The organism is Kribbella caucasensis, assembly GCF_004361855.1.
In the GTDB taxonomy this organism is placed as follows: domain Bacteria; phylum Actinomycetota; class Actinomycetes; order Propionibacteriales; family Kribbellaceae; genus Kribbella; species Kribbella caucasensis.
Genome location: NZ_SNWQ01000028.1, coordinates 17,239 through 40,694, shown reverse-complemented (window position 1 = coordinate 40,694; position 23,456 = coordinate 17,239). Strand labels below are relative to the sequence as shown.

25 protein-coding genes and 1 pseudogene are annotated in these 23,456 nt (G+C 68.7%); 10 read left to right on the top strand and 16 right to left on the bottom strand.

The features are described from left to right. The first annotated feature begins 57 nt into the window (after window positions 1-57). From EV643_RS37490 to EV643_RS37475, 4 genes are all read left to right on the top strand, one after another. Window positions 58-747 (top strand): amino acid ABC transporter permease, encoded by a 690-nt coding sequence (locus EV643_RS37490; RefSeq protein WP_133804971.1) that lies wholly within the window; start codon window positions 58-60, stop codon window positions 745-747. After that, entirely contained in the window at window positions 744-1,649 is a 906-nt protein-coding gene (locus tag EV643_RS37485; RefSeq protein ID WP_133804970.1) for an amino acid ABC transporter permease, read from the top strand. Before EV643_RS37490 ends, EV643_RS37485 begins: the two co-directional genes overlap by 4 nt. Window positions 1,650-1,773: 124 nt before the next feature. Next, a complete protein-coding gene (locus EV643_RS37480) occupies window positions 1,774-2,199 on the top strand; it encodes a hypothetical protein (protein ID WP_133804969.1) in 426 nt (141 codons plus the stop codon). Between the two features lie 11 nt (window positions 2,200-2,210). Further along, window positions 2,211-2,621 (top strand): hypothetical protein, encoded by a 411-nt coding sequence (locus EV643_RS37475; protein ID WP_133804968.1) that lies wholly within the window; start codon window positions 2,211-2,213, stop codon window positions 2,619-2,621. Between the two features lie 126 nt (window positions 2,622-2,747). On the opposite strand, the gene EV643_RS37470 is transcribed toward EV643_RS37475, so the two are convergent. Then, complete coding sequence (locus EV643_RS37470; protein WP_133804967.1) at window positions 2,748-4,037, bottom strand: aspartate aminotransferase family protein; 1,290 nt, start codon at window positions 4,035-4,037, stop codon at window positions 2,748-2,750. A gap of 61 nt (window positions 4,038-4,098) precedes the next feature. Between EV643_RS37470 and EV643_RS37465 the strand changes: the two genes are divergently transcribed. Further along, window positions 4,099-5,196: an LOG family protein gene (locus tag EV643_RS37465; protein ID WP_202869926.1), complete on the top strand. Its 1,098-nt coding sequence runs from the start codon at window positions 4,099-4,101 to the stop codon at window positions 5,194-5,196. Here EV643_RS37465 and map read toward each other — a convergent pair. After that, window positions 5,193-5,966 (bottom strand): type I methionyl aminopeptidase, encoded by a 774-nt coding sequence (map, locus tag EV643_RS37460; RefSeq protein ID WP_133804966.1) that lies wholly within the window; start codon window positions 5,964-5,966, stop codon window positions 5,193-5,195. The two genes, EV643_RS37465 and map, sit on opposite strands and share 4 nt — an antisense overlap. Before the next feature lie 88 nt (window positions 5,967-6,054). On the opposite strand from map, the gene EV643_RS37455 reads away from it, so the two are divergent. After that, complete coding sequence (locus tag EV643_RS37455; RefSeq protein ID WP_133804965.1) at window positions 6,055-6,324, top strand: helix-turn-helix domain-containing protein; 270 nt, start codon at window positions 6,055-6,057, stop codon at window positions 6,322-6,324. Here EV643_RS37455 and EV643_RS37450 read toward each other — a convergent pair. Then, window positions 6,301-6,573: a DivIVA domain-containing protein gene (locus EV643_RS37450; RefSeq protein WP_133804964.1), complete on the bottom strand. Its 273-nt coding sequence runs from the start codon at window positions 6,571-6,573 to the stop codon at window positions 6,301-6,303. The two genes, EV643_RS37455 and EV643_RS37450, sit on opposite strands and share 24 nt — an antisense overlap. 4 nt (window positions 6,574-6,577) lie before the next feature. Then, window positions 6,578-7,699 (bottom strand): dual-specificity RNA methyltransferase RlmN, encoded by a 1,122-nt coding sequence (gene rlmN, locus EV643_RS37445; protein WP_133804963.1) that lies wholly within the window; start codon window positions 7,697-7,699, stop codon window positions 6,578-6,580. 95 nt (window positions 7,700-7,794) lie between these two features. Here rlmN and EV643_RS46160 point away from each other — a divergent pair. Then, a pseudogene (locus tag EV643_RS46160) lies at window positions 7,795-7,986 on the top strand (zinc ribbon domain-containing protein); the annotation flags it as partial. Between the two features lie 352 nt (window positions 7,987-8,338). Here EV643_RS46160 and EV643_RS37435 read toward each other — a convergent pair. Then, on the bottom strand, window positions 8,339-9,280 hold the full coding sequence (locus tag EV643_RS37435) for an LLM class flavin-dependent oxidoreductase (protein WP_238166076.1): 942 nt from the start codon (window positions 9,278-9,280) through the stop codon (window positions 8,339-8,341). Between the two features lie 47 nt (window positions 9,281-9,327). Here EV643_RS37435 and EV643_RS37430 point away from each other — a divergent pair, with 47 nt between their 5' ends. Next, window positions 9,328-10,401: an LLM class flavin-dependent oxidoreductase gene (locus EV643_RS37430; protein ID WP_133804962.1), complete on the top strand. Its 1,074-nt coding sequence runs from the start codon at window positions 9,328-9,330 to the stop codon at window positions 10,399-10,401. Here EV643_RS37430 and EV643_RS37425 read toward each other — a convergent pair. After that, window positions 10,384-11,070, bottom strand: a complete 687-nt coding sequence (locus tag EV643_RS37425) for a sensor histidine kinase (RefSeq protein WP_133804961.1) — start codon at window positions 11,068-11,070, stop codon at window positions 10,384-10,386. The two genes, EV643_RS37430 and EV643_RS37425, sit on opposite strands and share 18 nt — an antisense overlap. 220 nt (window positions 11,071-11,290) lie before the next feature. Between EV643_RS37425 and EV643_RS37420 the strand changes: the two genes are divergently transcribed. Then, window positions 11,291-11,947, top strand: a complete 657-nt coding sequence (locus tag EV643_RS37420; RefSeq protein WP_166665726.1) for a response regulator transcription factor — start codon at window positions 11,291-11,293, stop codon at window positions 11,945-11,947. Window positions 11,948-12,016: 69 nt separating this feature from the next. Then, the gene (locus EV643_RS37415; protein ID WP_133804959.1) at window positions 12,017-13,009 is read left to right on the top strand and encodes a metallophosphoesterase family protein; all 993 of its coding nucleotides are present in this window, start codon (window positions 12,017-12,019) and stop codon (window positions 13,007-13,009) included. On the opposite strand, the gene EV643_RS37410 is transcribed toward EV643_RS37415, so the two are convergent. From EV643_RS37410 to EV643_RS37365, 10 genes are read right to left on the bottom strand one after another with little or no spacing between them, the layout of a single operon-like run. Continuing rightward, window positions 12,940-14,037 (bottom strand): metallophosphoesterase family protein, encoded by a 1,098-nt coding sequence (locus tag EV643_RS37410; protein ID WP_133804958.1) that lies wholly within the window; start codon window positions 14,035-14,037, stop codon window positions 12,940-12,942. The genes EV643_RS37415 and EV643_RS37410 overlap by 70 nt on opposite strands. Next, window positions 14,034-14,219 (bottom strand): hypothetical protein, encoded by a 186-nt coding sequence (locus tag EV643_RS37405; protein WP_133804957.1) that lies wholly within the window; start codon window positions 14,217-14,219, stop codon window positions 14,034-14,036. Before EV643_RS37405 ends, EV643_RS37410 begins: the two co-directional genes overlap by 4 nt. After that, on the bottom strand, window positions 14,216-14,545 hold the full coding sequence (locus EV643_RS37400) for a hypothetical protein (RefSeq protein ID WP_133804956.1): 330 nt from the start codon (window positions 14,543-14,545) through the stop codon (window positions 14,216-14,218). Before EV643_RS37400 ends, EV643_RS37405 begins: the two co-directional genes overlap by 4 nt. After that, window positions 14,545-16,311 carry a hypothetical protein gene (locus tag EV643_RS37395; RefSeq protein WP_202869925.1) on the bottom strand — a complete coding sequence of 589 codons (1,767 nt, stop codon included), beginning with the start codon at window positions 16,309-16,311 and terminating at the stop codon, window positions 14,545-14,547. The genes EV643_RS37400 and EV643_RS37395 overlap by 1 nt, the downstream gene beginning before the upstream one ends. A 10-nt stretch (window positions 16,312-16,321) precedes the next feature. Further along, the gene (locus EV643_RS37390; RefSeq protein ID WP_202869924.1) at window positions 16,322-17,590 is read right to left on the bottom strand and encodes a lipopolysaccharide biosynthesis protein; all 1,269 of its coding nucleotides are present in this window, start codon (window positions 17,588-17,590) and stop codon (window positions 16,322-16,324) included. Next, on the bottom strand, window positions 17,587-18,408 hold the full coding sequence (locus EV643_RS37385; RefSeq protein ID WP_133804955.1) for a glycosyltransferase: 822 nt from the start codon (window positions 18,406-18,408) through the stop codon (window positions 17,587-17,589). Before EV643_RS37385 ends, EV643_RS37390 begins: the two co-directional genes overlap by 4 nt. Then, a complete protein-coding gene (locus EV643_RS37380; RefSeq protein WP_133804954.1) occupies window positions 18,405-19,499 on the bottom strand; it encodes a hypothetical protein in 1,095 nt (364 codons plus the stop codon). Before EV643_RS37380 ends, EV643_RS37385 begins: the two co-directional genes overlap by 4 nt. Further along, entirely contained in the window at window positions 19,475-20,461 is a 987-nt protein-coding gene (locus tag EV643_RS37375; RefSeq protein ID WP_133804953.1) for a glycosyltransferase family 2 protein, read from the bottom strand. The genes EV643_RS37380 and EV643_RS37375 overlap by 25 nt, the downstream gene beginning before the upstream one ends. After that, window positions 20,458-22,584, bottom strand: coding sequence for a hypothetical protein (locus tag EV643_RS37370; RefSeq protein ID WP_133804952.1), 2,127 nt, complete (start codon window positions 22,582-22,584; stop codon window positions 20,458-20,460). Before EV643_RS37370 ends, EV643_RS37375 begins: the two co-directional genes overlap by 4 nt. Further along, entirely contained in the window at window positions 22,581-23,435 is an 855-nt protein-coding gene (locus EV643_RS37365; RefSeq protein ID WP_133804951.1) for a glycosyltransferase family 2 protein, read from the bottom strand. Before EV643_RS37365 ends, EV643_RS37370 begins: the two co-directional genes overlap by 4 nt. Window positions 23,436-23,456: the final 21 nt, after the last annotated feature.

The window sequence follows — 23,456 nt, the reverse complement described above, 5'->3', positions numbered from 1 at the left end:
CACCTCCTCGATACCTTCCCCGCCCCACCACCCCGGTCGTTCCCCTGCAGGAGAAACATGGACGTGATCTCCGAGTTCTTCTCCGAGTACGACGGTCTCGGAGCCTTCAAGACGACGATCTACCTGACCGTCGTCTCGGCGCTGTTCGCGCTGCTGATCGGCACCGTCGTCGCGGTGATGCGGGTGTCACCGATCCGGGTGCTGCAGGTGATCGGCACCCTGTACGTGAACATCGTCCGGAACACCCCGCTCACGCTGGTGATCGTGTTCTGCAACCTCGGCCTGTTCCTGCAGCTCGGTGTCTCCCTGGCGAACAAGGACTCCAACACCTTCATCACTGACAACAACTTCCGGCTGGCCGTGCTCGGCCTGTCGGTGTACCACGCGGCGTTCGTCGCCGAGGCGATCCGCAGCGGCGTGAACACCGTGCCGCTCGGCCAGGCCGAAGCCGCCCGCGCGATCGGCCTGCCGTTCCTGAAGACACTGCGGTACGTCGTGCTGCCGCAGGCGTTCCGGGGCGCCATCGCGCCGCTCGGCAACGTGCTGATCGCGCTGACCAAGAACTCGACCGTTGCCTCCGTCATCGGTGTGACCGAGGCGTCGGCGGTGATGAAGGTGATGATGGAGAACCGGCCGGACGTGATCTTCGTGGTGTTCGGCATCTTCGCCATCGGCTTCGTCATCCTCACCCTGCCGGTCGGCATCCTGTTCACCTCGATGTCCAAGCGCCTGGCGGTGAAGCGATGAGCAGCGTTCTGTTCGACGCCCCCGGCCCGCGGGCCAAGCGGACGTACCGACTGGTCGGCGTGGCCAGTATCGTCGCGGTGGCGCTGGCCCTGTGGTTCGTGATCGGCAAGCTGGACGAGAAGGGCCAGCTGACGGCGGCCAAGTGGAAGCCGTTCCTGACCGGCGAGATCTGGACCGAGTACCTGATCCCCGGCCTGATCGGCACCCTGACCGCGGCCGCGATCGCGATGGTGCTGGCGCTCACCATCGGGACCCTGCTCGGCGTCGGCCGGCTCTCCGCGCAGCCCTGGATCCGGCTGCCCTGCGGTGTGGTCGTGGAGTTCTTCCGCTCCGTACCGGTGCTGCTGATGATGCTGTTCACCTACGCGCTGTACGCCAACTACGACCTGTTCCCGCCGGACCGGCTGGCCCTGGCCGCCGTCGTCACCGGCCTGACCCTGTACAACGGCTCGGTCGTGGCCGAACTGGTGCGCTCGGGTGTGCACTCGCTGCCGAAGGGGCAGAGCGAGGCGGCGATGGCGATCGGTCTCACCACCGGCAAGACGATGCGGCTGGTGTTGTTGCCGCAGGCCATCACCGCGATGCTGCCCGCGATCGTCGGCCAGTTGGTCGTCGTCCTGAAGGACACCGCGCTCGGCTACATCATCACCTACGAGGAACTGCTCCGGAAGGCGGAGCAGATCGGCAACTTCAAGGTGAACCTGCTGCCGGCCCTGATCGTCGTCGGCGCGATCTTCGTCATCGTCAACTACTTCGTCGGTGTGATCGCGCAGAGAGTCGAAGCCCGGACCCGCCGCCGGGGCCACACGGCCGCTCCTCCGCTGCCCCCGGACCAGATCGACCAGGCCGCCGTCGCCATCGCCGCAGCCGCCGCGGACCCGCGCAGCGGCGGAACCGCCTGACCCACCGGACACCGGAAGTGGCCCCGAGCATCTTGCTCGGGGCCCTTTCGTTTGCCCTCGGCAATGACTACGATCTGTGTCTGTACGCTTGCGCTCCGTGATCTGTCGAGTGAGAGGTGCATCCATGAGATCGTCCCGGATCGCCGCGGCCCTGTTGGCCGGCGGACTGGTGCTGACGGCAACCACCGCGCCGATGACGGCCACTGCCGTGCCGCCGAAGAAATGCGCGGTACCTGTGGCCACCTGGAAGTTCGATCACGACCAGACCGGCGGCTGGTGGGCCGTCACCGTCGACATGACCTGCAACTGGAAGTACACCAAGGAGTACATCCTCTCCGTGTACAACCGGAGGACCCACAAGAGCTACTACTTCGACGCCGACCCCACGACCGATTCCTCCTACCACCGCGTGATCACGATCCCGTCGACCCCGCCGAGCGCGCGGGAGTCCGCCTGCGTCGACGCCTCGGCCACGATCTACGGGCCGGACACGGATCCCCTCGACTCCCAGCGGCTGCGCGACTGCTTCCCGCTCAGCTCTCCGGCCTGAGGAGGACGGCGATGAAACGCATCCTCTGTACCCTGACTGCCTCCGTGCTCCTGCTCACCACCGGCACCACAGCGGCCCAGGCCCGGCCGGCCCAGGATTTCTGCTGGGACGCCGACGCGAGCTGGAGCTCCAGCACGGGCAACCGCAGCGGCAAGGTCAGCATCCTCGCCCACTGCGAAGCCCAGGCCGACTCCTGGCGGATCGACGTCTACGTCAACGGCGAGTGGTGGGCGTACGGCACCGGCGGCCGGATCCCCGGCGTCGGCGAGCGCTGGATCACCGTCGACGTCCCCCGGATGCCGAAACCGAACGACCGCCGCGGCAACTACGTCTGGGCCAAGGTCACCTACAAGGCCGGCGACCTCTGGGAGAACGAGTTCCGCGAAGAACTCGGCTGGTTCCCGTGTAAAACCTGCACCTGACCTCCGGTACGCCGGTACGCCGCGGCCCCGGCGTACCGGCGTACCGGCCTACCCGGCGTACCGGCCTACCCGGCGTACCGGCGTACCGGCGTACCCGGCCTACCCGGCGTACCGGCGTACCGGCGTCTAGCGGAGCGTGTTGAAGGAGTCTCGGATGATCTCCAGGGCCTCGGCGGTCTCGTCCTCGGTCAGGGTCATCGGTGGGGCCATCCGGAGGACGTTGCCGTAGAGGCCGCCCTTGCCGAGCAGGAGGCCGCGGTTCTTGGTCTCCTGCTGGAGTTTGGCGGTGGTCTTCGGGTCGGGGCCGTTGTCGTCCGGCTGGACGATCTCGGCGGCCAGCATCAGGCCCTTGCCGCGGACGTCGCCGAGCTCGGGGAACTCCTCGGAGATCCCGCGCAACCCGTCGGCCAGCTGGGCGCCGCGCTTGGCCGCGTTCGCCTGCAGGTCGTGGTCGAGCAGGTAGTCGATGGTCGCCTTCGCCGCGCTGGTGGAGATCGGGTTGCCGCCGAAGGTGGACAGCGAGTTGGCGCTCAGGCTGTCCATCAGGCCCGCCTTCGCGACCACGCCGCCGATCGCGAACCCGTTGCCGAGTCCCTTGGCGAACGTCATCGCGTCCGGGATGATGCCGTGCGCCTGGATCCCCCAGAAGTGTTCACCGGTCCGGCCCCAACCGGTCTGCACCTCGTCGGAGATGAGCAGGATCCCGAACTCGTCCAGCACGTCCTTGAAGGCGGCGTACAGGCCGTCGGGCGGTGAGGAGAACCCACCGACGCCCTGGATCGGCTCCAGGATCAGGCAGGCGACATCGCCGGCCGTGGTGGTCTCGATGACGTTGCGCAGGTCGTCGGTGCAGACCTTGATGTACTCCGCGTCGGGCAGATCCTTGAACGGACTCCGGTAGCGGTACGCGCCCTGCACGTACTGCACGTTGACCGGCGAGAGGCTGCTCGCGGACCAGCCGCGGTTGCCGGTGATCGCCACGGTGCCGAACGCGCGGCCGTGGTAGGAGTTGCGCATCGCCAGCACCTGGTTGGAGCGGCGGTTCTGGGTGGCGAGCAGCAGGGCCGTCTCGTTCGCCTCGGTGCCGGAGTTGGCAAAGAACACCTTGGCGTCCGGGATGCCGGACAGCTCCGCGATCTTCTCGGCCAGCTCGATCTGCTTGCGGATCAGGTACACCGTCGAGGTGTGCGCGACACCGCTGGCCAGTTGTTCGCGGACCGCGTCGGAGATCTCGGCGATGTCGTACCCGATCGCGTTGGTCAGGATGCCGGCGAAGAAGTCCAGGTACTCGTTGCCCTCGCCATCGGTGACCCGGCGGCCGGATCCGCTGACGATCTCGATCGGCTCCTCGTAGTACAGGCTCAACCACGCCGGCAGGACGGCCTTGTGACGCTCCCAGAGCTCCGCATGTGTCATGTCCTAAGCATTACCTCATCCGGCCGGGCAGTTGATAGTGCGGCCCTATTAGTGTGCTCCCGTGACGTTGCCGAGCATCCCGCATGTGGACATCGAGTCCCTCGCGCACTTCGACCAGATCGTGGCGGCCGGAGCGACCTCGATGACCGGCTGGCGGGTCCAGTCGGTCGACCTGACCGGTCGGACCGCCGCGCTGCTGGAGCTGGCGCCGAACGGGTCCGTGTTCCTGGGCTGCGTGCTGGAACACGGGGCCGAGGACTGGATCCGGGACGGCGGCGGGCTGGTTTTCCCCGCGATCCCCGAGCTGCCTTTCGACCCGTACCGCGGTGTTTTGTACGACGCTGACGAGCTGTACGCCGGGCTCGAGTCCGGGTACGACGCGACCCCGGACGCGCGGATCTACGCGTGGTCCCGGCAGCACGACGAGAAGGGCGATACCGGTCGGACCCTCGCGGCCGCACTGCACGACCACGCGATCGCGGACGCCCTCACCGAACTCCCCGACGGGCGGCCCTGGATCGGCGTGATGGGCGGTCACGGCATCAAGCGCGGCGACGCGGCGTACCGTGCGGCGGTCGAGCTCGGACGGACGCTGGCCGGGGCCGGCCTGACCGTGGTGACCGGTGGCGGGCCTGGCGCGATGGAGGCGGCCAACCTCGGTTCCGCGCTCGCGTCGTACGACGAATCCGCGGTCGGCGCGGCGCTGAACATCCTGGCGGCCGTACCCTCGTTCCGCCCGTCGATCGCCGACTGGGCCGCGGCGGGGATGCGGGTACGCCGGGACTTCCCGGGCGACGGTGGCGTGTCGATCCCGACCTGGTTCTACGGTCACGAGCCGCCGAACGTGTTCGCCGGGGCGATCGCGAAGTACTTCTCCAACGCGCAGCGCGAAGAGGTCCTGCTCCGGCGGGCGCGCGGCGGCATCATCTACCTACCTGGCGCGGCCGGCACCGTCCAGGAGATCTTCGAGGCGGTCACACCGAACTACTACGGCGACCGGGCCACCCAGATCCCCATGATCCTGGTCGGCATCGACCACTGGACCCGCCAACTCCCCGTCTGGCCCCTCCTCCAGAACCTAGCCACCGACCGCCCGATGGACACCTCCATCCACCTGGTCAACACCATCACCGAAGCCGCCAAACTGGTCGGCCACTAGTCCGGTTCGCGCCGGGTGAGGACCATGGGGGCGTCCTCGGTGATGGCCACCGTGTGCTCGGAGTGGGCCGTGCGCGAGCCGTCCGCGGACCGGATGGTCCAGCCGTCGGCGTCGTAGACGATCCGGTCGGTCGTACGGGCGAACCAAGGTTCGAGCGCGAGGGTCAGGCCTGGCCGGAGCGTAGGGCCGCGTCCTGCCCGGCCTGTGTTCGAAACGTGGGGCCCCTCGTGCATGGTGCGGCCGATGCCGTGGCCACCGAATTCGTTGTTGACCGGATAGCCGTAGTCGCGGGCCACCGCCCAGATCGCCGCGGAGATGTCACCCAGGCGGTTGCCTGGACGCGCCACCTCGATCGCCGCCTCCAGCGCTTCCTCGGTGGCGCGGATGATCCGCAGGTCCTCCTCGGCAGCGGTCCCGACGACGACCGTGCGCGCCGAGTCGGCCACCCAGCCGTCGATGCTGACCGCGAGGTCCGCGCTGAGCACATCCCCGTCGCGCAGCGTGTAGTCGTGGGGCAATCCGTGCAGGACGGCGTCGTTGACCGAGAGGCAGATGACGTTGCGGAACGGGCCCCTGCCGAAGGACGGCGCGTAGTCCCAGTAGCACGACTCCGCCCCGCGCCGTTTGACCATGCCGCGCACGTGGTGCTCCAGGTCCAGGAGGTTGACGCCCACGTCGGCGAGTTGGCCGACCTCGGAGAGCACCTCGGCGACGAAACGCCCGGCCACGAGCATGCGCTGGATCTCCGTAGGCGTCTTGAGTTCGATCACGAGTACCTCACGTAGCTAGGCTGTCGGTATTTCTATACCGACACCCTAGCGCTTGCCGGTATAGAAATACCAGCCGTATCCTGAGCCCATGGTCCGTCAACCGCTCACGCCCGAGCAGGTCGAAGCCGGCCGGCGTCTCGGCGCCCTGCTGCGCCGCGCGCGGGCGGGTCGCGAGCTCGCGGAAGTCGCGCACGCGGCCGGTATCTCGCCAGAGACCCTGCGCAAGATCGAGACCGGACGACTGCCCTCCCCCGGATTCGGCACGATCGTCTGCCTCGGCGAGGCGCTCAACATGCCGGTTCAGGAGTTGGCAGCCACCTGGCGCGGCAACGACCTACCGCTGGAAGCCGTCTCGTAGCCGCAGCCAGGCCTCGGCCTGGTCCAGGAACATGTCGACCTGGGCGACGTCGTAGCCCAGCCGCATCCACACTGAGCCGAACGCGACGGTGCGGATCTCGTCCGCTGTGACCGGCCGCTGCACCGGCTGGCCGTTCACAGTCGCCATCACCCGACCGACGAACTCGTCGACCTGCTCGATGTCGTACCCCTGGCGCAGCCGAACCGTGCTGAACCTGGGCGGCTGCCGCAGCCCCTCCGGCCGGAGCACCGAGTCAGTCGCGGTTGGCGGCGGCCAGTTGACCGCAGGCGCCGTCGATCTCCTGGCCGCGGGTGTCGCGGACGGTGGTGGGGATGCCGCCGGCCTGGAGACGGCGGACGAATTCGCGTTCGTCGGCCGGGTCGGAGGCGGTCCACTTGGAGCCGGGGGTCGGGTTCAGCGGGATCAGGTTGACGTGCACCCAGCCCCAGTCGCCGCGAGCCGCCAGCTTCTCCGCGAGCAGATCGGCGCGCCAGGCGTGGTCGTTGATGTCGCGGATCATCGCGTACTCGATCGAGACCCGGCGCTTGGTCTTCTCGGCGTACGCCCAGGCGGCGTCGAGGACCTCGTCGACCTTCCAGCGGTTGTTGATCGGCACGAGTTCGTCGCGGAGCTCGTCGTCCGGCGCGTGCAGCGAGAGCGCCAGCGTGACCGGGATCCCCTCATCGGCGAGCTGGTTGATCCGCGGCACCAGGCCGACGGTCGACACGGTCACGCCGCGGGCCGAGATCCCCAGCCCCTCCGGCGACGGGTCGGTGAACCGGCGAACCGCGCCGATGACGGCCTTGTAGTTCGCCATCGGCTCGCCCATCCCCATGAAGACGATGTTGCTGACCCGGCCGGGCCCACCGGCGATCTCGTTCCGCGCCAGCGCCCGCGCTCCGTCGACGACCTGCTCGACGATCTCCGCCGTCGTCATGTTGCGCGTCAGCCCGGCCTGGCCGGTCGCGCAGAACGGGCACGCCATCCCACAGCCGGCCTGCGACGAGACGCACATGGTGACGCGATCCGGATACCGCATCAGCACCGACTCGACCAGCGATCCGTCCTGCAGCTTCCACAGCGTCTTGCGGGTCTGGCCGTTGTCGCACTCCAGATCGCGAACCCGGTTCAGCAGCGGCGGCATCAGCTCGGCGACCAGCTTGTCCCGGGTCGCGGCGGGCAGGTCCGTCATCTCCGCGGGGTCGGCGACCAGGCGGGAGAAGTAGTGATTCGACAGCTGCTTGGCCCGGAACGCCGGTTCGCCCAGTGCCGTCACCGCCGCCCGCCGCTCCTCACCACTGAGGTCGGCCAGGTGCCGCGGCGGCTTCTTGGCACGGCGCGGTTCGTCGAAGACAAGCGGCAGGGAAGTACTCATCGGATTGGTCGCGGGAAAACCCCGTCCTTCAGGGCGGGGAGGAACCGCGACTGCCTCCCTTCGGAAGCTGGGGACTGTCGGTCCTGGCTGATTGGATGGCTTCCATGTCCCGGTTCCGGATGTACCCAACTTCCGCGCAGCAAGCCGCGTTGCTGGAGCACTGCGGGCAGAGAGTGAATCCTGCGTACACGTCGCAGACCTGTGGCGTCTGTGGGCACTGCGCACCGGAGAACCGTGAGAGCCAAGCGGTGTTCCGGTGCGCAGCCTGCGGATATTACGTGAACGCGGCAGTCAACATCGCGGCCGGACGGGCCGTCAGCGCACGCCGAGAGACGCCCGTACGGGTCTCGCCGAAGCGTGAACCTCAACTGCTACCTCCGCGTAGTGGCTGGAATCCCCGCCCTTCAGGACGGGGAGGACGTCAAAGCGTCCTCGATTGTCCCTTGCCGCCCACCCCCTTCACAAATTCACATCCTGTGCACCCCACCACATCCCTCCGCACCCCGCACCACCCGCACCCCGCACGACCCGCACCTCCCCCGAACCGGGTAGCCCCAGCTCGGGCGGGTTTCCCCCTGGTCCACCCGGGTGTGACCCGCGACAACTTGGTATACCCCCGGTTGCGGCGATGGGCCTGGGCTAGGCGGCTGGGAGCGCATCGACCACGGGCGCGATCACCTCGTCGGCGAGGAGCTGTGCCGCTCGTATGGGATACGGACGCGGCAGGCTCAGCACGATGTGGTCGAAGCCGAGCTCCACCAGGCGCCGTACGACGGACCGCGTGCCGCCGAGGTCGTCGTACGACACGGTCACCTGCACCGAGCGGCTGAGCTCCGACGGATCTCGGCCGATCGCCGCGCAGGCCTGGTCCAGTACGGCGAGCCGGTCGGCGAGGAGGACGAAGTCGTTGTGCGGCAGCCCCGGGATGTTCCAGATGTCGGCGTGCTCCGCGACCAGCCGCAGCATCCGGTCGCCCCAACCACCGATCAGCAACGGCGGTCCCGGTCGCTGGATCGGCTTCGGCTCGTTCCGGTTCTGCCGCAACTGGTAGTACCGCCCGTCGAAGTCGAACACGTCCTCCGCCCACATCCCGCGCAGGATCGCGACGGTCTCGCGCAGCCTCGCCAGCCCCTCCGCCGGCGGCACCAGCGTCAGCCCGTACGCCGCGTACTCGGCGGCGGCCGGGTTCTCCCCCGCGATGCCACCCGAATCCGGCGGTTGATGAGTGCCACCGGCGCCCAGACCCATCACCAGTCGCCCGTCTGAGATCACGTCGAGCGTGCTCGCGATCTTGCCCAGTACCGCGGGCGGGCGGACGCGGTTGCTCGTGACCAGCAGTCCGAGGCGCAACCGGGTCGTCTGGGCCGCGAGGGCCGTCAGCAGGGTCCAGCCCTCGAGCACCTCGCCGTCCTTCGGCCCGACGATCGGCAGGAAGTGATCCCACAACCAGGCGTCGCGGAACTGCGGAACCTCGTCCGCCTCTCGCCACACCCGCAGGATCGCGGCGTACGGGACATTCATCGGCGTGGTCTTCAGACCGAAGGTGAGTTCTTGCAGACCCTCCTGGAAGACTCTCGGCAAGACTGACAAGCTTGCCGCGACTCCAGCCCACTAGTAGCCCCGGCGGAATGCCGTCGCCGGCGCGGCAGTTGCCACTAGATGTGACGTCCGACCAACCAGCCCGTACGCCGGGGCTCGGCGTGCCGTTGTCGATCCTGGACAGGTCGCGGACCCGAACGGGCGAGACGGAGGCGCAGGCATTGCGGGAGACCGTCCGGCTCGCACAGCAGGCGGAAGGACTCGGTTATCACCGGTTCTGGGTGTCGGAGCACCACAGCGTCCCCGGTGTCGTCGGCTCTGCGCCGACCGTGCTCGCAGCCGCCATCGCCGCCGCGACCTCGCGGATCCGGGTCGGCACCGGAGGCGTGATGCTGCCGAATCACCGCCCACTCGTGGTCGCCGAGCAGTTCGGCGTACTGGAGTCCCTCTTCCCCGGCCGGATCGACATGGGCCTGGGCCGCTCGGTCGGCTTCACGAACGGGATCCGCCGCGCCCTGGACGTGGAGAAGGACGCGGCCGAAGACTTCGCCGCACAGGTCGACGAGTTACTCGGCTACTTCACCGGCACGCAGCGAAACCATCCACAGGTGCACGCCCGACCCGGTGAGGGCCTGCGCGTCCCGCCGTACATCCTGGCCGTCGGCGAAGGCGCACTCCTCGCCGCCTCACTCGGGCTCCCACTGGTGATCGCCGGCGTCAGGGGCGAGCAGGAGCTCATTAGCCTGCTCGACCGCTACCGCAGCACCTTCCGCCCGTCTGCCTGGGCCGAACGCCCGTACGTCGTACTGGCTGTGACAGCGGCCGTAGCTGCCACTACTGAGCAAGCACGACGACTGTTGTTGCCAGAGGCATGGTCCAGCGCCTACTCGAGGACCCGTGGGGTGTTCACTCCGCTGCAGCCGGTCGAGGAGGTACTGCGACTTGACATGTCCGAGAAGGAACGCGGGTTCTTCGAGCAGTCACTGCGGGGGCAGATCTACGGGACCCCGGCCGAGGTAGAGGCCGCGCTCGGCGGGCTGGTACAGCGGGTGGCGGCGGACGAAGTACTACTCACAACCAACATGTACGACCGCGCCGAACTGCTGGAGTCCTTCCAGTTGCTCGCCGAGGTGGCCGGGCTGCTGTCACTCGCCGGCCACTGATCCTTGGGAGAATACCGGCGCCGGTCCAGCACAGACGGCGAGCCGCAGCCGAACAAGGGCGCCACCCAGGCGACCTGCCCCGAGCTCGAGATCGCCTCCGTGTGCCGCCACACAGCTGTGCGCGACGCCGAGCCCGAGGGACGCCACACCGGGGCGGACGTGCCCCCAGCCGGGACCGTCATCCTCGATCTCGACGACGGCCAGCCCGCCGTCGCGCAGCACGCGAGCCCGGACCGTGCCGTCCGGACCGGCGGCGCGGACGGCATTGTCGAGCAGATTGACGACCGCTCGGCGGAGCAGGATGGGATCGGCCACCACCCGCAGCGGGCCGGCCACCACCTCGCACCTGGTCTGGGTCCGGAGGCGGGTGTCGGCCACCATCCGGGTGACCAGCTCGGCCAGATCGAACTCGGCAATGTCCGCGAAGCCCTCGACTGAGTCACTCATCATCCTGGCGACGTACGCCGCGTGCTCGCCGATCGTTTCCAGTCGCTGGCGAACCCGCTCGGGAGAGCCGACCTCGAGCGCAGCGAGGCGGGCGAGGGCCTGCACCACCGCCAGCTCCTGGCCCACGTCATGACAGATTCCGCGAAGCAGCCGGAGCCCATCCCACGACTCGGCTGCCCGAGGGTCGTCTTCCCGATCACGATGTGTGTCCGCGACGCTCATGTTCCCCCACCCTCGGCCGCGCCTGATCTCAGACTGGCCACCTGATGAATATCAGGAGAACAACAGGACAAGTATCTGTCCATAGCCGTGCCGAACATTGACTCTGCGTCAACCTCGCCACTACCGATCGCGTACCGTAACCTACTGGCACGAGGGTTCCTGATCTGTCAGGTTTCGAGCCCTCCGATCGCGGGGGCTCGTGGGGGGCGGTGAGTTACTGGTGCGCGTCATCATCTGTGACGACCACAAGGTGTTCGGGCACGCGCTGGCGGGGGTTCTGGAGAGCCTGGGTCACGAGATCGTCCTCATCGCCACCCGGCCGGACGCGGCTGTCGCCGCGGCACTCCGGGAGCCCGTCGATCTCATCGTGATGGACCTCGGCTTCCCCAACGGCGACGGACTCGATGGCACGGCGGAACTGAACCGGATGCCGTCCCATCCGCCAGTGTTCGTCCTGACGGCGCGCACAGATCCGGAAGTCGTGTCAGCCGCGATCCGGGCCGGCGCGGCCGGCGTCCTCACCAAGCAGTCGGAACTGAGCCAGGTCATCGCCGCGCTCGAACGGGTCGCGGCCGGCGAGACCTACGTCGATGCGCAACTGCTGCGCCGCGCGCTGACGCCGGAACCACATCAGATCACTGAAGCCCGTCGCATCGCGAAGTACCTCACCAGCCGCGAGCGCGAGGTGCTCGAGCGCATCGTGCGCGGCGAGAGTACGAGCCGGATGTCCGCCGAGATGGGCATCTCGGTGACCACGCTGCGGTCACACATCCACGGCGTCCTGTCGAAACTCAACGTCCACTCACGGCTGGAGGCGGCGGCCTGGGCGCTCTCGCACGGGATCGTCGACCCGCCCTCAGCGGACGACAGGCCGTAACTGCGGGGACGCCCGGAAGACCTCAAAATGGATGAGGCGGCGGGCGCGGCGAACGCTGACCATACGCTTATGGAGGATCGGTCGGCACGCGCTTCGAGGGTCGGTCTCGCGGTCGCCGCGATCTTGTTCGCGGTCGGTCCTCAGCTGATCTCGTCATGCTCGGTGGACGAGCCGGCGAATGGAAGCGACCGAACCAGCAGCCGGCCGACGACCAGTTCGCGCACACCACGCGGCAACGTGCTCGTGGTCGCCGCCGTTGGCGACATCGCGTCACCGTCGGCGAAGGGCCGGCAGGTGGGGACCGCTCGCGTCGTCGCCGACCTCGACCCCGAGCTCGTCCTCGGTCTCGGCGACTTCCAGTACCAGAAGGGGAATCTGCGAGCCTTCAACACCTCCTATGACCGTTCGTGGGGCCGCTTCATCTCCCGCACCTACCCGATCAACGGGGGAACCCACGACCTGTTCGGCACCGGGGACTACGTCGACTACTGGAACGGCGGTAGCGCCGGTGGGCACGGCCGCACCCCGATCCGGCAGAAGGCCCAGTGGTCGTACTCGTACGACCGCCGTGGCTGGCACTTCGTCGCGCTCAACACGTCGTGCTGGCAGCGCGACGACTGCGACCCCGGCCGGTGGACCGACTGGCTCCGCGACGACCTGTCCCGGAGTCGGGCCCGGTGCACGCTCGCCTACATGCATGAGCCGTACTGGACGTCACCGACCGACATCCACGATCGAGACGAGTCCTCTCGGCCCTGGATCGAGATCATGCACGAGTACGGCGTCGACATACTGCTGCAGGCGAGCAATCACAACTACGAGCGGTTCGCCCCGCAGACACCCACAGACGAGCGCGACGACGCGGGGATCCAGGCGTTCGTCGTCGGCACCGGCGGCATCGGACTGTACGAGTTCACGGGAAAGGCGGCGAACAGCGAGGCACGGCAGGATGAGAGCTTCGGCGTGCTCCGCCTCGATCTGTGGCGGACGTCCTACCGCTGGCGCTTCGTCGTCAGCGATGGCAAGGAGTTCTCCGACCAGGGCGAACGAAGCTGCCACTGATGGTGTGGTGACCAGCGCCAGTACCGCAGCCAGCCGCGCACCCGCGACCCCGAGATCCCGATTGTCGCCACGGGAAAGAGCGTGGTGTCCGCACTGTCCGGCCCGCTGCCGCGGACATCGGCCGACCACGTGCCGGAGTTGAGGTAGCGACTGTCCCCGCCTTCGACGAACGCCCACTGGGCACGGTGTGTATGACCGAACAAGTACCACGGCACGGCACATCCGTGCTCGGTCAACGTGCGGTGCACCTCTGCGGCGGCGGACTCGAGGTAAGCCCCACCCCGATCGCGCCCCACCGAGCGAGCCAGCACCCTTCCCAGGACGGCCGCCGCCGCTGGTACTGGCCTGAACCGCGAGATCCGGGCAAGGGCTCGCAGAGCATCGGCGGACAAGCCGATACTCAACGCCTCTTCGTCGAGCAGGTTTGCGTAGCGCGCTGTCGGCACGACCCGCTCAGCCCGGCGTACCGCGCCGACCGCCCGGAGAAGCGCCCGTGCGCGGGCCGGCGGATGCTGCCCCTTCCCCGCCCAGGCCGCCAGCGGCGTGCGAACCGGATCAGGCAGCAGAATGGCCGGCTGCCGATGTACGGCGTGGTGCTGGTGGCCATGCTCGGCATAGAAGACACCCGGCTCGTACAGGATCCATGGGTGCACACGGAGAAGGTCATCGCCCGTTCCCCGGCCGGCCAGACGCCTCAGCGCCGAGCGGACCGGCGCCCGCGCCAGAACCGAGTCGTGATTGCCGCAAACGAAGTCCAGCGTCACTCCCTCGACGACACAGGTCCGGAGTGCGGCGAAGAGGTCCTGGTATCGCACGCCGATCGCCTCGATCCCGGCCGCGCCGGCAGCCTCCGGCTCCCGCAGGTCGAAGGTGTCGCCGAGCAGCACCAGATGACGCGACGGCGAGTCGTCGGGCAGCACCACGGCGCCCAGGAAGTCGGTGAACGCTTCCCCGGTACGTCGCGGCGACGGCTCGTCCGGGCCGAGATGCAGGTCGCTGACGAACCACCATCGGGTGTCGGTCTTCATGTCAGCAACTCCACGAGGCGTGGCAGGACGAGCACCGCACAGGCACCCCACATCACCAGCTCGGCGTACGTCATGAGCGGTTGGCGGCGGCGCTCGGCAGTTGGGGCGTACACCTGCCGGATCTCCCGCACGATCAAAAGGCAGAGCAGTGTCAGCAGAGCTGCAAGGCCAATGTAGGTCATGCGGGCCTCCCCAGTCGGACGGCCGATGCCACCAAGGTGATCGCACCCAGCACGTAAACGCATCGGAGCCAGGACCACGCGGTCAGGGAGAGCAGCAGGGTGGACACAGCCGCCGTCAGCGAGAGGCTCAAGGCGATGGACACGACGACCAGCATGACGTTGTCACCGAAACCCAGCAGGCGCGTCACCGCGAACCCGGGCACGAACCCGATCAGCGCGAAGGCCACGACCGCCCGCAAGGGCTGCGGCAGCCCGGCCGCGAGCAGCAGCGGGAGCCCGAGCCCCGAGATCCCGGTGGCCGCGGCGATCCACTCCACCCGCTTCATCAGCCCACCTGCCGGTACGGTTCGATCCGATAGATCCGGGCGTCCTCGTTCTCGAACGCCTTGGAGACGCCCGGCAGGCGCGCCAGTGTCTTCTCCATCCCGTCGATCTCGATGTCGCTCATTGCACCCTGCATGACCAGCGACGACTTGACAGCGCGATTGAGCAGCACCATCGCCCCACTCTGCTCGCGTCGGGCCGACGCATGGACGAGCTGCGCACAAATGGCCGCATCCGGCGCCGACTCGCAGATGTCCTGGACGGTGCGGTAGCGGTGCTGCTCGTACTCCCGGTAACGCCACGGGGTCGGATGTCCGCCGGCGATCAACATCGCGTCGGCCGGGCCGAGTTCGTACAGGCGCTTCGCGGCGTCGATCTCGGCCGCGGTGAACATGTCGAACTGGGCGTTTCCGTATCTCGACGAGACCGACGCGACGGCGAGGACCGAGCACAGCACGGCGAGCGCGACGACCCGGATGTGGTTCAGCACGGGTTGCATGGCCAGCAGTGCGCTCGCGGCCAGGAATGCCGTGAACGGCAAGGAGAAGAGATTCACCCGCATCAGCATCTCGCCGCCGTACGACTGCGCCGGCAGCAGTGCGAAGGGGGCCGCGGCCAGGACCAGCACCACCGGCCGGGCATCGTGCGGGCCACGCCGTCGCGCGATCAGGACACCCGCGGCCGCGAGGATCCAGATCGTGCCGGTCAGCAGGATCCGGATCCGGACGACGAGTAGATGCCCGGCAGTGCCGGCGAGCCGCTCACTCACGTTGGCCGCCGCGGCGGCCTCCACCCCGTTGACAAACAGTGGAGGGTGGCCGGCCAGATAGGTGCTGGCCGGGTAAACCAGCCAAGCGATCACCATGACCGCGATCACGAGTGGCAGGGCAGACGCCCAGACGCGTCCAGTGGCAACCAGCGCCGTCACCGAGGCCAGCAGCATGAAAGGCGTGAGCTGGTGACTGACCACGATCACGACGGCCAGCACGGTGACGACCAGCAACGCCGCTACCCGCCGCGCGGCCAATGGGTCCGTCGGCAGCCGTTCGCGCCACCATCCCAATCGTCCGGCCGGTGACCAGGACCACCCGGGCGACGTCCTGGCGCCGAGGAAGTTCAGCAGCAGAGCGAGAACGACAAGATACAAGAAGAAACCGAAGGCCTGCGGCGCAAGGTAGTCCTGGTCGATCCAGTTCGCCAGGCAGAACAGCCACAACGTCAGCCACACGAGGCGCCGATCCGTGGTCAGCGTGCGCACCACGAGCCCCAGAGCCGCGAGCCAAAGCAATGCATTCACCACCGGCGCCCAGAGTGCGAGCTGCATGGGCGGTAGGCCGGTCGCACTCGACAGCACCGCAAGCAGGGCGAAGAAGCCGGGCCAGTTGAAGTAGGCGTCGAGACCCGGGTCGAGCTGCCCGTTGCGTAGCAAGGTGTCGGCAATGCCGATGTGCCGCCACGCCACCTCGGCGCGCGGTACTGGCGTCGCCAGCGACGCGGCGCCGTACAGGGCGACGACGAGGCAGCCGAGCAGCACCGCAGGCAACCACGGATTCGGCCGGCCCCGGCCCAGGGACACCGCGAAGATCACGTTGAGGGTGACGATCCCGATCCAGTACGCCGGGGGTAGCACTGCGACCAGGCCTACCTCACTGGTGATCGGCGTCTCCAGGGTGCTCGCGGTGTAGCCCGCGACGACGGTCGCCGACACGGCGATCACCGCCGGCAGGATGCCCTCAGGTACGGTCCACGTGAATCTCGGCTGCGCCACTCGTTCGACGCTAACCATCGGTCGCTCCGCTCCGGAGAACACGGACGAGCCGGAGGATCGCCCAACCGGCACCAACCGTGAGACCGACGACCCAGGTGACCGCCATGCTGGTCGCACCGCGGGGCGCGACGGCCACCGTGGCGGTGCAGAGCAACGTCCCGAGCACCAGTCCAACTCCGATGCCCTCGGCAAGCATCCCGCGCGCCCGGCAGACGGCGTTGTAGGCCTGGAGAACCGCGTAGGGCACGAGACCAATGGTGAGAAGCCGCAGGGCGGTGACCGACGTCTCGGCGTACGACGGGCCCATCAGCCGCAGCAGCGGATCCGCCAGCACCAGCAGGCCGGCGGCCATCACACCGCCGAGCGCCAGCGACCAGCCGACAGCGACCCGCGTCAACTGCGCCAGCCGGTCGGGGTGGCGCACACCGGCCGCGAACTGGACGAGCCCCACCTGAACCGGCGCGGTGTACACGATCCAGGCCATCATCCAGGCGGGATACCAGTAGGCGGTGGCCTCCGGCGACACGGTGTGTGCGACCAGAACCGGGACCAGGAGCGCCGGCGCCCGCTCGGTCAGGGTGAGCAGCTGGTTCGGTAGCCCGATCCCGAGCACACCGCGGCACCGGGCGAGGTGCATCGCGGGCCGGTACCGGTAGCCCGCGATCCGGCGTAGCTGTCCGGCGCCGACGAGAACCGCGACCGCGCCTCCCAACGACCAGCACGCCACGACCGTCACCACACTCGCGGCCTCCCGCAACCACCAGACGCCGGCGATCGCGAGGAGCGCGGCCAGACCTCCAGCGCCGTACCGGACCGGAGCACTGCCACCGCGGCCGAACGCGACGCCGACCTGGTCCAGGCAGATCACGGCCGTACCGAACAACGTTGCCGCCAGGAAAGCGGCAACGAACACGAGCGTGGTGGGCGAATCCGTCGCGACGGCGGCGATCACCAGATAACCGGACCCGATGAGCAGACTGGCAGCGGCGAGCAGTGTGAGCGCGGTGTCGAGTACCGGCGCCGGTTCCTCGTCCCGGCCGATCGCGACGATGGCAGCCGACCCGCTGCCGAGCTGACCGAGCTGGGTACAGAGCATCACCGCGGACAGTGTCGCCGCAGCGATGCCGAGCTCCGTGACAGTGACCACGCGCGCGGCGATCACCCAGAAGAAGAACCCGCATCCCATCTGCAGGATCTTGCCGATGAGCAGCCCGAGTGAGCCGCCGGCCAGCGACCGCGACCCTGGTGCGGCATGCCATCGGATCGTGCCGAGTGTCACCGCACCAGCCCTCGCACCAGGCCGACGTAGTTGAACCAGCCGAACGCCGCGTAGTACGGAATCCACTGGGGTTGCCCGGTCAGCAGGCTGATCGCGACTCCCCGAACGGCGGCTGCCAGCGGCAGCACGAGCAGCCGAAGCCCCCGCCGGCCGTGCTTGCGGACCATCCGTCCCAGGCCACTGCCGTCCATCAGGAACTGGTCCAGCGCGAAGGCGAAGTCGTCGCCGGCGAACCGATGCTCGACCAGCACCCGCTGGGAGACCCCGGTGCGCAGCCCAGCGGCTCGAAGGCGCCAGCGCAGCTCGATGTCTTCTCCGGAAACGAAGCTGTCGTCGAATCCGATCCTCGCCAGGTCGTCACGCTCGAACACGGTGGCGACGAGTCCGAACCACTGCCGGCTCCGACCCGTCCGGTGGTGCTGGGCCAACGCGCGACCCCAGTAGCCCGGCCCGCCGACGCTTTTCAGGCCGGCCTGCAGAGCCGTGTAGTCCTGGCCGGCGAACTCTTCGAGCAGGCCGGCCAACGCGCCCGGCGGGAAGACCACGTCGCAATCCACCAGGAGTACCCATCGGGTGGTCGCCGCGGCAGCACCGACTGTCCTGGCGTGCGGCAGCCCCTTACCCTCGTCGCTGATCACCACGGCTCCGTATTCCGCCGCGATCTCCCGGGAGCGATCTCGCGACAGGCCGTCGACCACGACGATCCCGCCGACGCCGGCCTGCCGCAGCGCCGTCAGGCATCCCGGCAGCAACTGTTCGCCGTCGCGGACCGGGACCACGGCCGTGACGTCGCGGACGGTCGGGGCCGGGTGCGTCACGGTTCGGCCGGCCGTTCGCCGTCTGCCAGCAGCAGTTCCTCGAGGAAGGTCACGATGTCGTCCGAGGCGTCGTCGGGCGAGTAGACGCTGGGCACCTGCAGGAGATGGCACGGGCGTCCGTCGACGGCCTTCTGGAGCACGTTGGCCTTCTCCTCGACGAACTGTCTCCAGGGCAGCACCGATGCGGCCGCCAGGCCGGTCACCACGCGCTGCGAGAAACCGGCCAGCTCGATCTGGAAGTTCCCCATCATCCGGTCGACCATCCAGCCCTCGTCGCACTCCCGCAGCCTGGTCCGCGCGCCTTCGTAGCGTTCGAGGTAGACGACCTGCGCCAGCGGCGCGGCGGCCGTCACCTGGCGGCCGGGGAAGGCCCGCGTCGCCGGAACCATCCGGTGCTCCGGCGACCAACGGCGGGAGAAGTCGGCCAGCCTGGGGTACCGGATGACGACCGGGTGGACAGCGGTGGTGAACCGGCCGACCACACGGGACATCGCCACCGGGACGAGCGGCTTGCGGGCTCCCTCGAACAGGTGCGGGTAGATCGACTTGTGGTGGGGCTTGATGAACATCGGCTTGTCGTACCCGAGCAGCATCGAGTCGTCGGTGAGGAAAGCCCAGTCGTCGCCCATGAACGAGAAGCCGTCGCGGCGCAGGAGCTTCGCGACGGTACTCGTCTTTCCGGTACCGCCCGCGGCCGGTAGCGCGATCGCCCGGCCCTGGTAGGCGACCGTCGCCGCGTGGATCATCGCGGCGCCTCGAGTGACCATCGCATGGTCCAGGATCGGTACCAGCGCGGTCAGCAACTCGCCCGGGCCGTGGATCCGGTACTGGTCCGGAGCGCACACGATCTGCACGCGCTCCCGGACGAAGCGAACGGTGTCCCTGGTGTAGGCGAGCTCGTCCTCGAGCACCGCCGCTTCCGGCATCGGCTCGAGTGGCGCGGTGACCACGAGGTCGGCGGGAACCTCATAGTCGGTGGCGAAGCACGCGAGCATCGCCCGGAGCTGCGCGGCGGCCGGCGCAGCGGCCGCTACCCGGATGCCTATCCGGCCGTGAACGTGGAAGTTCAGCCAGTCCTGTGCTTCGGCCATGACGACCTCCCCTTGGAAGTGATCGAGGGCACGGTGCGGATGCGAACCCGCCGGCTCAGGTATCCGGTCGCGGTCACCAGAAGACCCACCAGGCTGACCGCCGCGCGCGCCAACCACCGGGGGGAAAGGTCGCGCAGCGCGGCGGCCAGGTCTCTCGCGACACCTGCCGGGATGGTGTGCAGGGCGTAGGTGCGTTCACTGGCGAGCGCCTGGTGCGCATCGGCAAGCCTGCTCACCTCGGCCTTGCTGATCCCCTCCGCCCAGCAGCGGCGCACGAAGTACCGCCAGCTGGCGCGCTCGGCCGGAACGTGGTGACGGGCGACCGCCGTGGGCTCGTGCAGGATCCGCGTCGTGGGGAAGCGGCGGGCAAGGCGGATCGACAGCTCGGTCTCCTCACACCCGAGCGCATCGGCGCCCACCCGCCCGACCGACGTCGAGAACCCGCCGACCGTGCGGACCGGCTCCCGCCGGAAGGACATGTTCGCGCCGATCGGATTCCGTACCGGCGCTGTGGTCACCGGCAGCCCGGTGTACGAGCAGCCGACGACCCAGCCGAACTCCGCCGGAAACCACCACGGCTGCCCGGTCGCCCACGCCGGAACCACCAGCCCGCCGACGCCGATGACGTCGCGATCGGCGTAGTGCGCGGTGAGTCGCTCGAGCCAGGCCGGCTCGGCGGCCGCGTCGTCGTCGAGGAACGCGACAACGTCACCCGACGCCGCCTCGACGCCGGTGTTCCGGGCACCGGAGAGCCCTTTGGCCGCGTCGTTCGCGAGCACGCGCACGTCCGCTCCCAGCTCGTTCTTCGCACGGTCGAGCAAGTCGTCGCAGTGGTCGATCACGACGACGATCTCGTCCGCCGGGCGGGTCTGCTGCCGCACCGAGCCGACAGCATCAACCAGCTGCGCCCATCTGGTCATGGTGTACGCGCAGATGACGACGCTGACCGACACCGCGCTCATTCGGTCACCTCGACCTGGTCGAACCGGTAGTCCAGGTTCCGTCGCAGGCTGTCGTCCCCCATGCGCAAGGTCGCGAAGCCCACCGAGCCGAGATCGGCCGACGACGAGCTGTAGATCAACACGCCGTCAACGGTGATCACGACTGTATCGGCGGTGCCACCCAGCGCCATCCGGATGGAGATTCGCGCGATCTGGCCATCCCCGAGAGTCCCGCCCGTCGTCACGGTCGAAGCGCTGAACTGCACTCGCAACTCGCCGCCCGCCACGCGGAGGAGGCTCAACTGCCGGGTGCCGGAACCGTTGTAGACCTTGGCCAGGGCGAAGTAGGTGTCGGTACTACCGCCGGCGGCGACCTTCGCGTCGAACGCGAGCGTGAGGTCGGCGTACGACGTACCGAGGGCCTTCCTGATCGAGGCGGTCGCTCCGGTCGCCGTGGTGGACGTCAGGCGGGCGCCGAGGTCTCCGGCGTTCACGGCACCGGAGATGACGGTGGCTGTTCCGCCGCCACCGGTGTGGACGGTCCAGCCGCCCGCGGTGAATCCACCGGAGCTGAAATCGTCCGCGAAGATCGCCGGGTTGCTCTGCTGAATCGACCACGTGTGCGTAGCCGGGCTCTGATCGGTGTTGCCCACCGCATCGGTGGCGGCGACCGAGAAGGTGTGACTGCCGAGGGCCAGACCTGTGTAGTCCTTCGGCGAGGTGCAGGACTCCGCGGGTTGCCCGTCAAGGCCGCAGGCGAAGGTGGAGCCGGACTCGCTCGACGAGAACGCGAACGACGCGTCGCTGGACGAGGTCGTTGCCGGCGGCGCCGAAGTGATCGTGGTCTCGGGTGGCTCGGTGTCGGGCGGCGGGGTACCGCCGAGGGACAGCCGGTTGTACAGGTACCGGCGCGTCTCGTCGTCACCCGCGAGCACCAGCAGCCCCGTTGCGCCGGTGAGGTTCTGCTTCGTCGAGGTCGGGTTGTTGGCCTCCGGATGCGCGGCGCTGTGGATGAAGGCGGTACCGAGGCCCGGCTGGAAGACCGGATTGTCCAGGCTTGCCTTCTTGTAGTAGATCGTGCCGCCGGCACAGCACGGTGCCGCGGCGAAGAAGTACAGCTCGCGCGCCTGGGTGTCGATCTGGAGGATGGCGCGGGTGTGGTCGTCGACCTGGGTCGAGATCAGCGTGCTGGTCCACTGCCCGCTCGACGTGAGCACGAGCAGGTTGAACAACGGCTCGGCCGCCGCGTCCATGGACGTCTTGGCCACCGCGAAAACCCGGCCGGCCGAGTCGCCCACCAGGGCCTTCAGGTTGATGTGGTCGTCGGCGCCTTCGGGTTGCTGGTAGGCGACCTGCAGCGTCCAGGACTGGTCGGGGGTCCCGTCGGTGTGCGACGCCCAGTACATGATGTGGCTGCGCTGGTTGCTCCACAGCACGCCGATCTTGTCGCCGTCGTACGCGATGATCGCGCTGAGGTCGTCGGGGTCGACGTTCGACTCGTTCCCGGGGGTCGGCAGCTGGAACCTCGGCGCCCACACGTCGTCGAGCCCCGCGACCGAGTGGGTTAGCCACACCTTCGCGCCCTGCGTGTAGGTGATCCAGAGCAGACCGTCGCTGTCCTTGGCCAGGACCACGGCCTCGACGCCTCCGTTGCCGATCGTGACCGGATACCCGGCGTCCCGCGACCACTGGTCGGTTGCCGGGTCGTAGCTGAATCGCGTCAGGCGAGGGCTCTGGGCGGAGTTGGACGCTGTCTGGCCGGCACTGGCGACATAGAGGTGAGACCCGTCCCAGAGCGTGTCCATGTAGCTGCCGGCGCGGTCCTCGATCAGGACGCCGGTGTTCGTCCAGCTGTTGGCGGCCCAGTCGTACCGGAAGATAGTGAACTTACGGGTCGAGGTGTCCCACAGGCTTCCCCACCAGATCCCATCGGCGACCCAGAGCTTGCTCTGCGGCTTCTGGCCGGTCGGTGCGGTCGTCCCGGTATACGCCGGTCCGACGAAACCCGCGTCGGCCACCGTCGCGGTGGGGCTGGAGACGTTATCCGTTGCCGCATTGACCAAGGCCTGGCCGGGCAGGAACAGCTGCAGCAGGCAGAGTGTCAACCCGGCCAGGCCGGCGGCGCGAAGCGGTCGACGAGTCATGGCCAAGCCACCAGGTGGAGCCCGCGCCGGTCGAGCGCGTCGACGAGTGGCCGGCGTGGCAGCGGCAGCCGTTCCCGGGCAAGCAGCCGGAAGATCTTCCAGCCGTCCGACCAGGCGTTCAGGTGGGACATGCCGTGCTGCCGGAGCAGTTCGACGCTCGGTACCTCGGCGATCCGCAGACCCGCCTCGACGGCGCGAACAGCGATCTCGGTCTCGATCTCGAAGCCACCGGACGTCAGTCCGAGCACCCCGAGCTTGTCGCGGCGGAGGCCGAAGTATCCGTAGCACAGATCGCTGAACGCGCTGCCCCACATCAGGTTCACGGTGCCGACGAGGGCGCTGTTGCCGAATCGCCGTACCAGCGTGAGATCGAGTGATCCGCCGGACCGCAACTGCCGGGAGCCCTTGACCAGGTCGTACCCCTGCTGGAGCGCGGCGACGTAGTACTCGATCTCGGCGGGCTCCATGCTCCCGTCCGCGTCGAGCGCGACGATGTAGTCGCCGGTCGCCCGTTCGAACCCAGTGCGCAGCGCGGCCCCCTTGCCCCGGCCTCGCTGTGGAACGACGACGACGTCGGGCAGGGTGGCGCGGGCCACCTCGACGGTCCGGTCGGTGGAGTAGCCGTCGACCACGATGACCTCGCTCGCGCACGACGGAATGCGCGCCAGAACCCAGCCGATGTTGTCTTCCTCGTTCATGGCGGGGACCACGACGGAGACCGACGGTGCGACCGCGGGAGCGAACACCACCGACTGGTACAGCTCCGGAAGCTGGCTGACGCTATCCGGGCCGTTCCCGTTCGATCCGTTCACCGGCGCCAGCGGCGCGGCGGCCTTGACTGTGAGCGTCATCTTTCCCCCCAACGCCCCCGG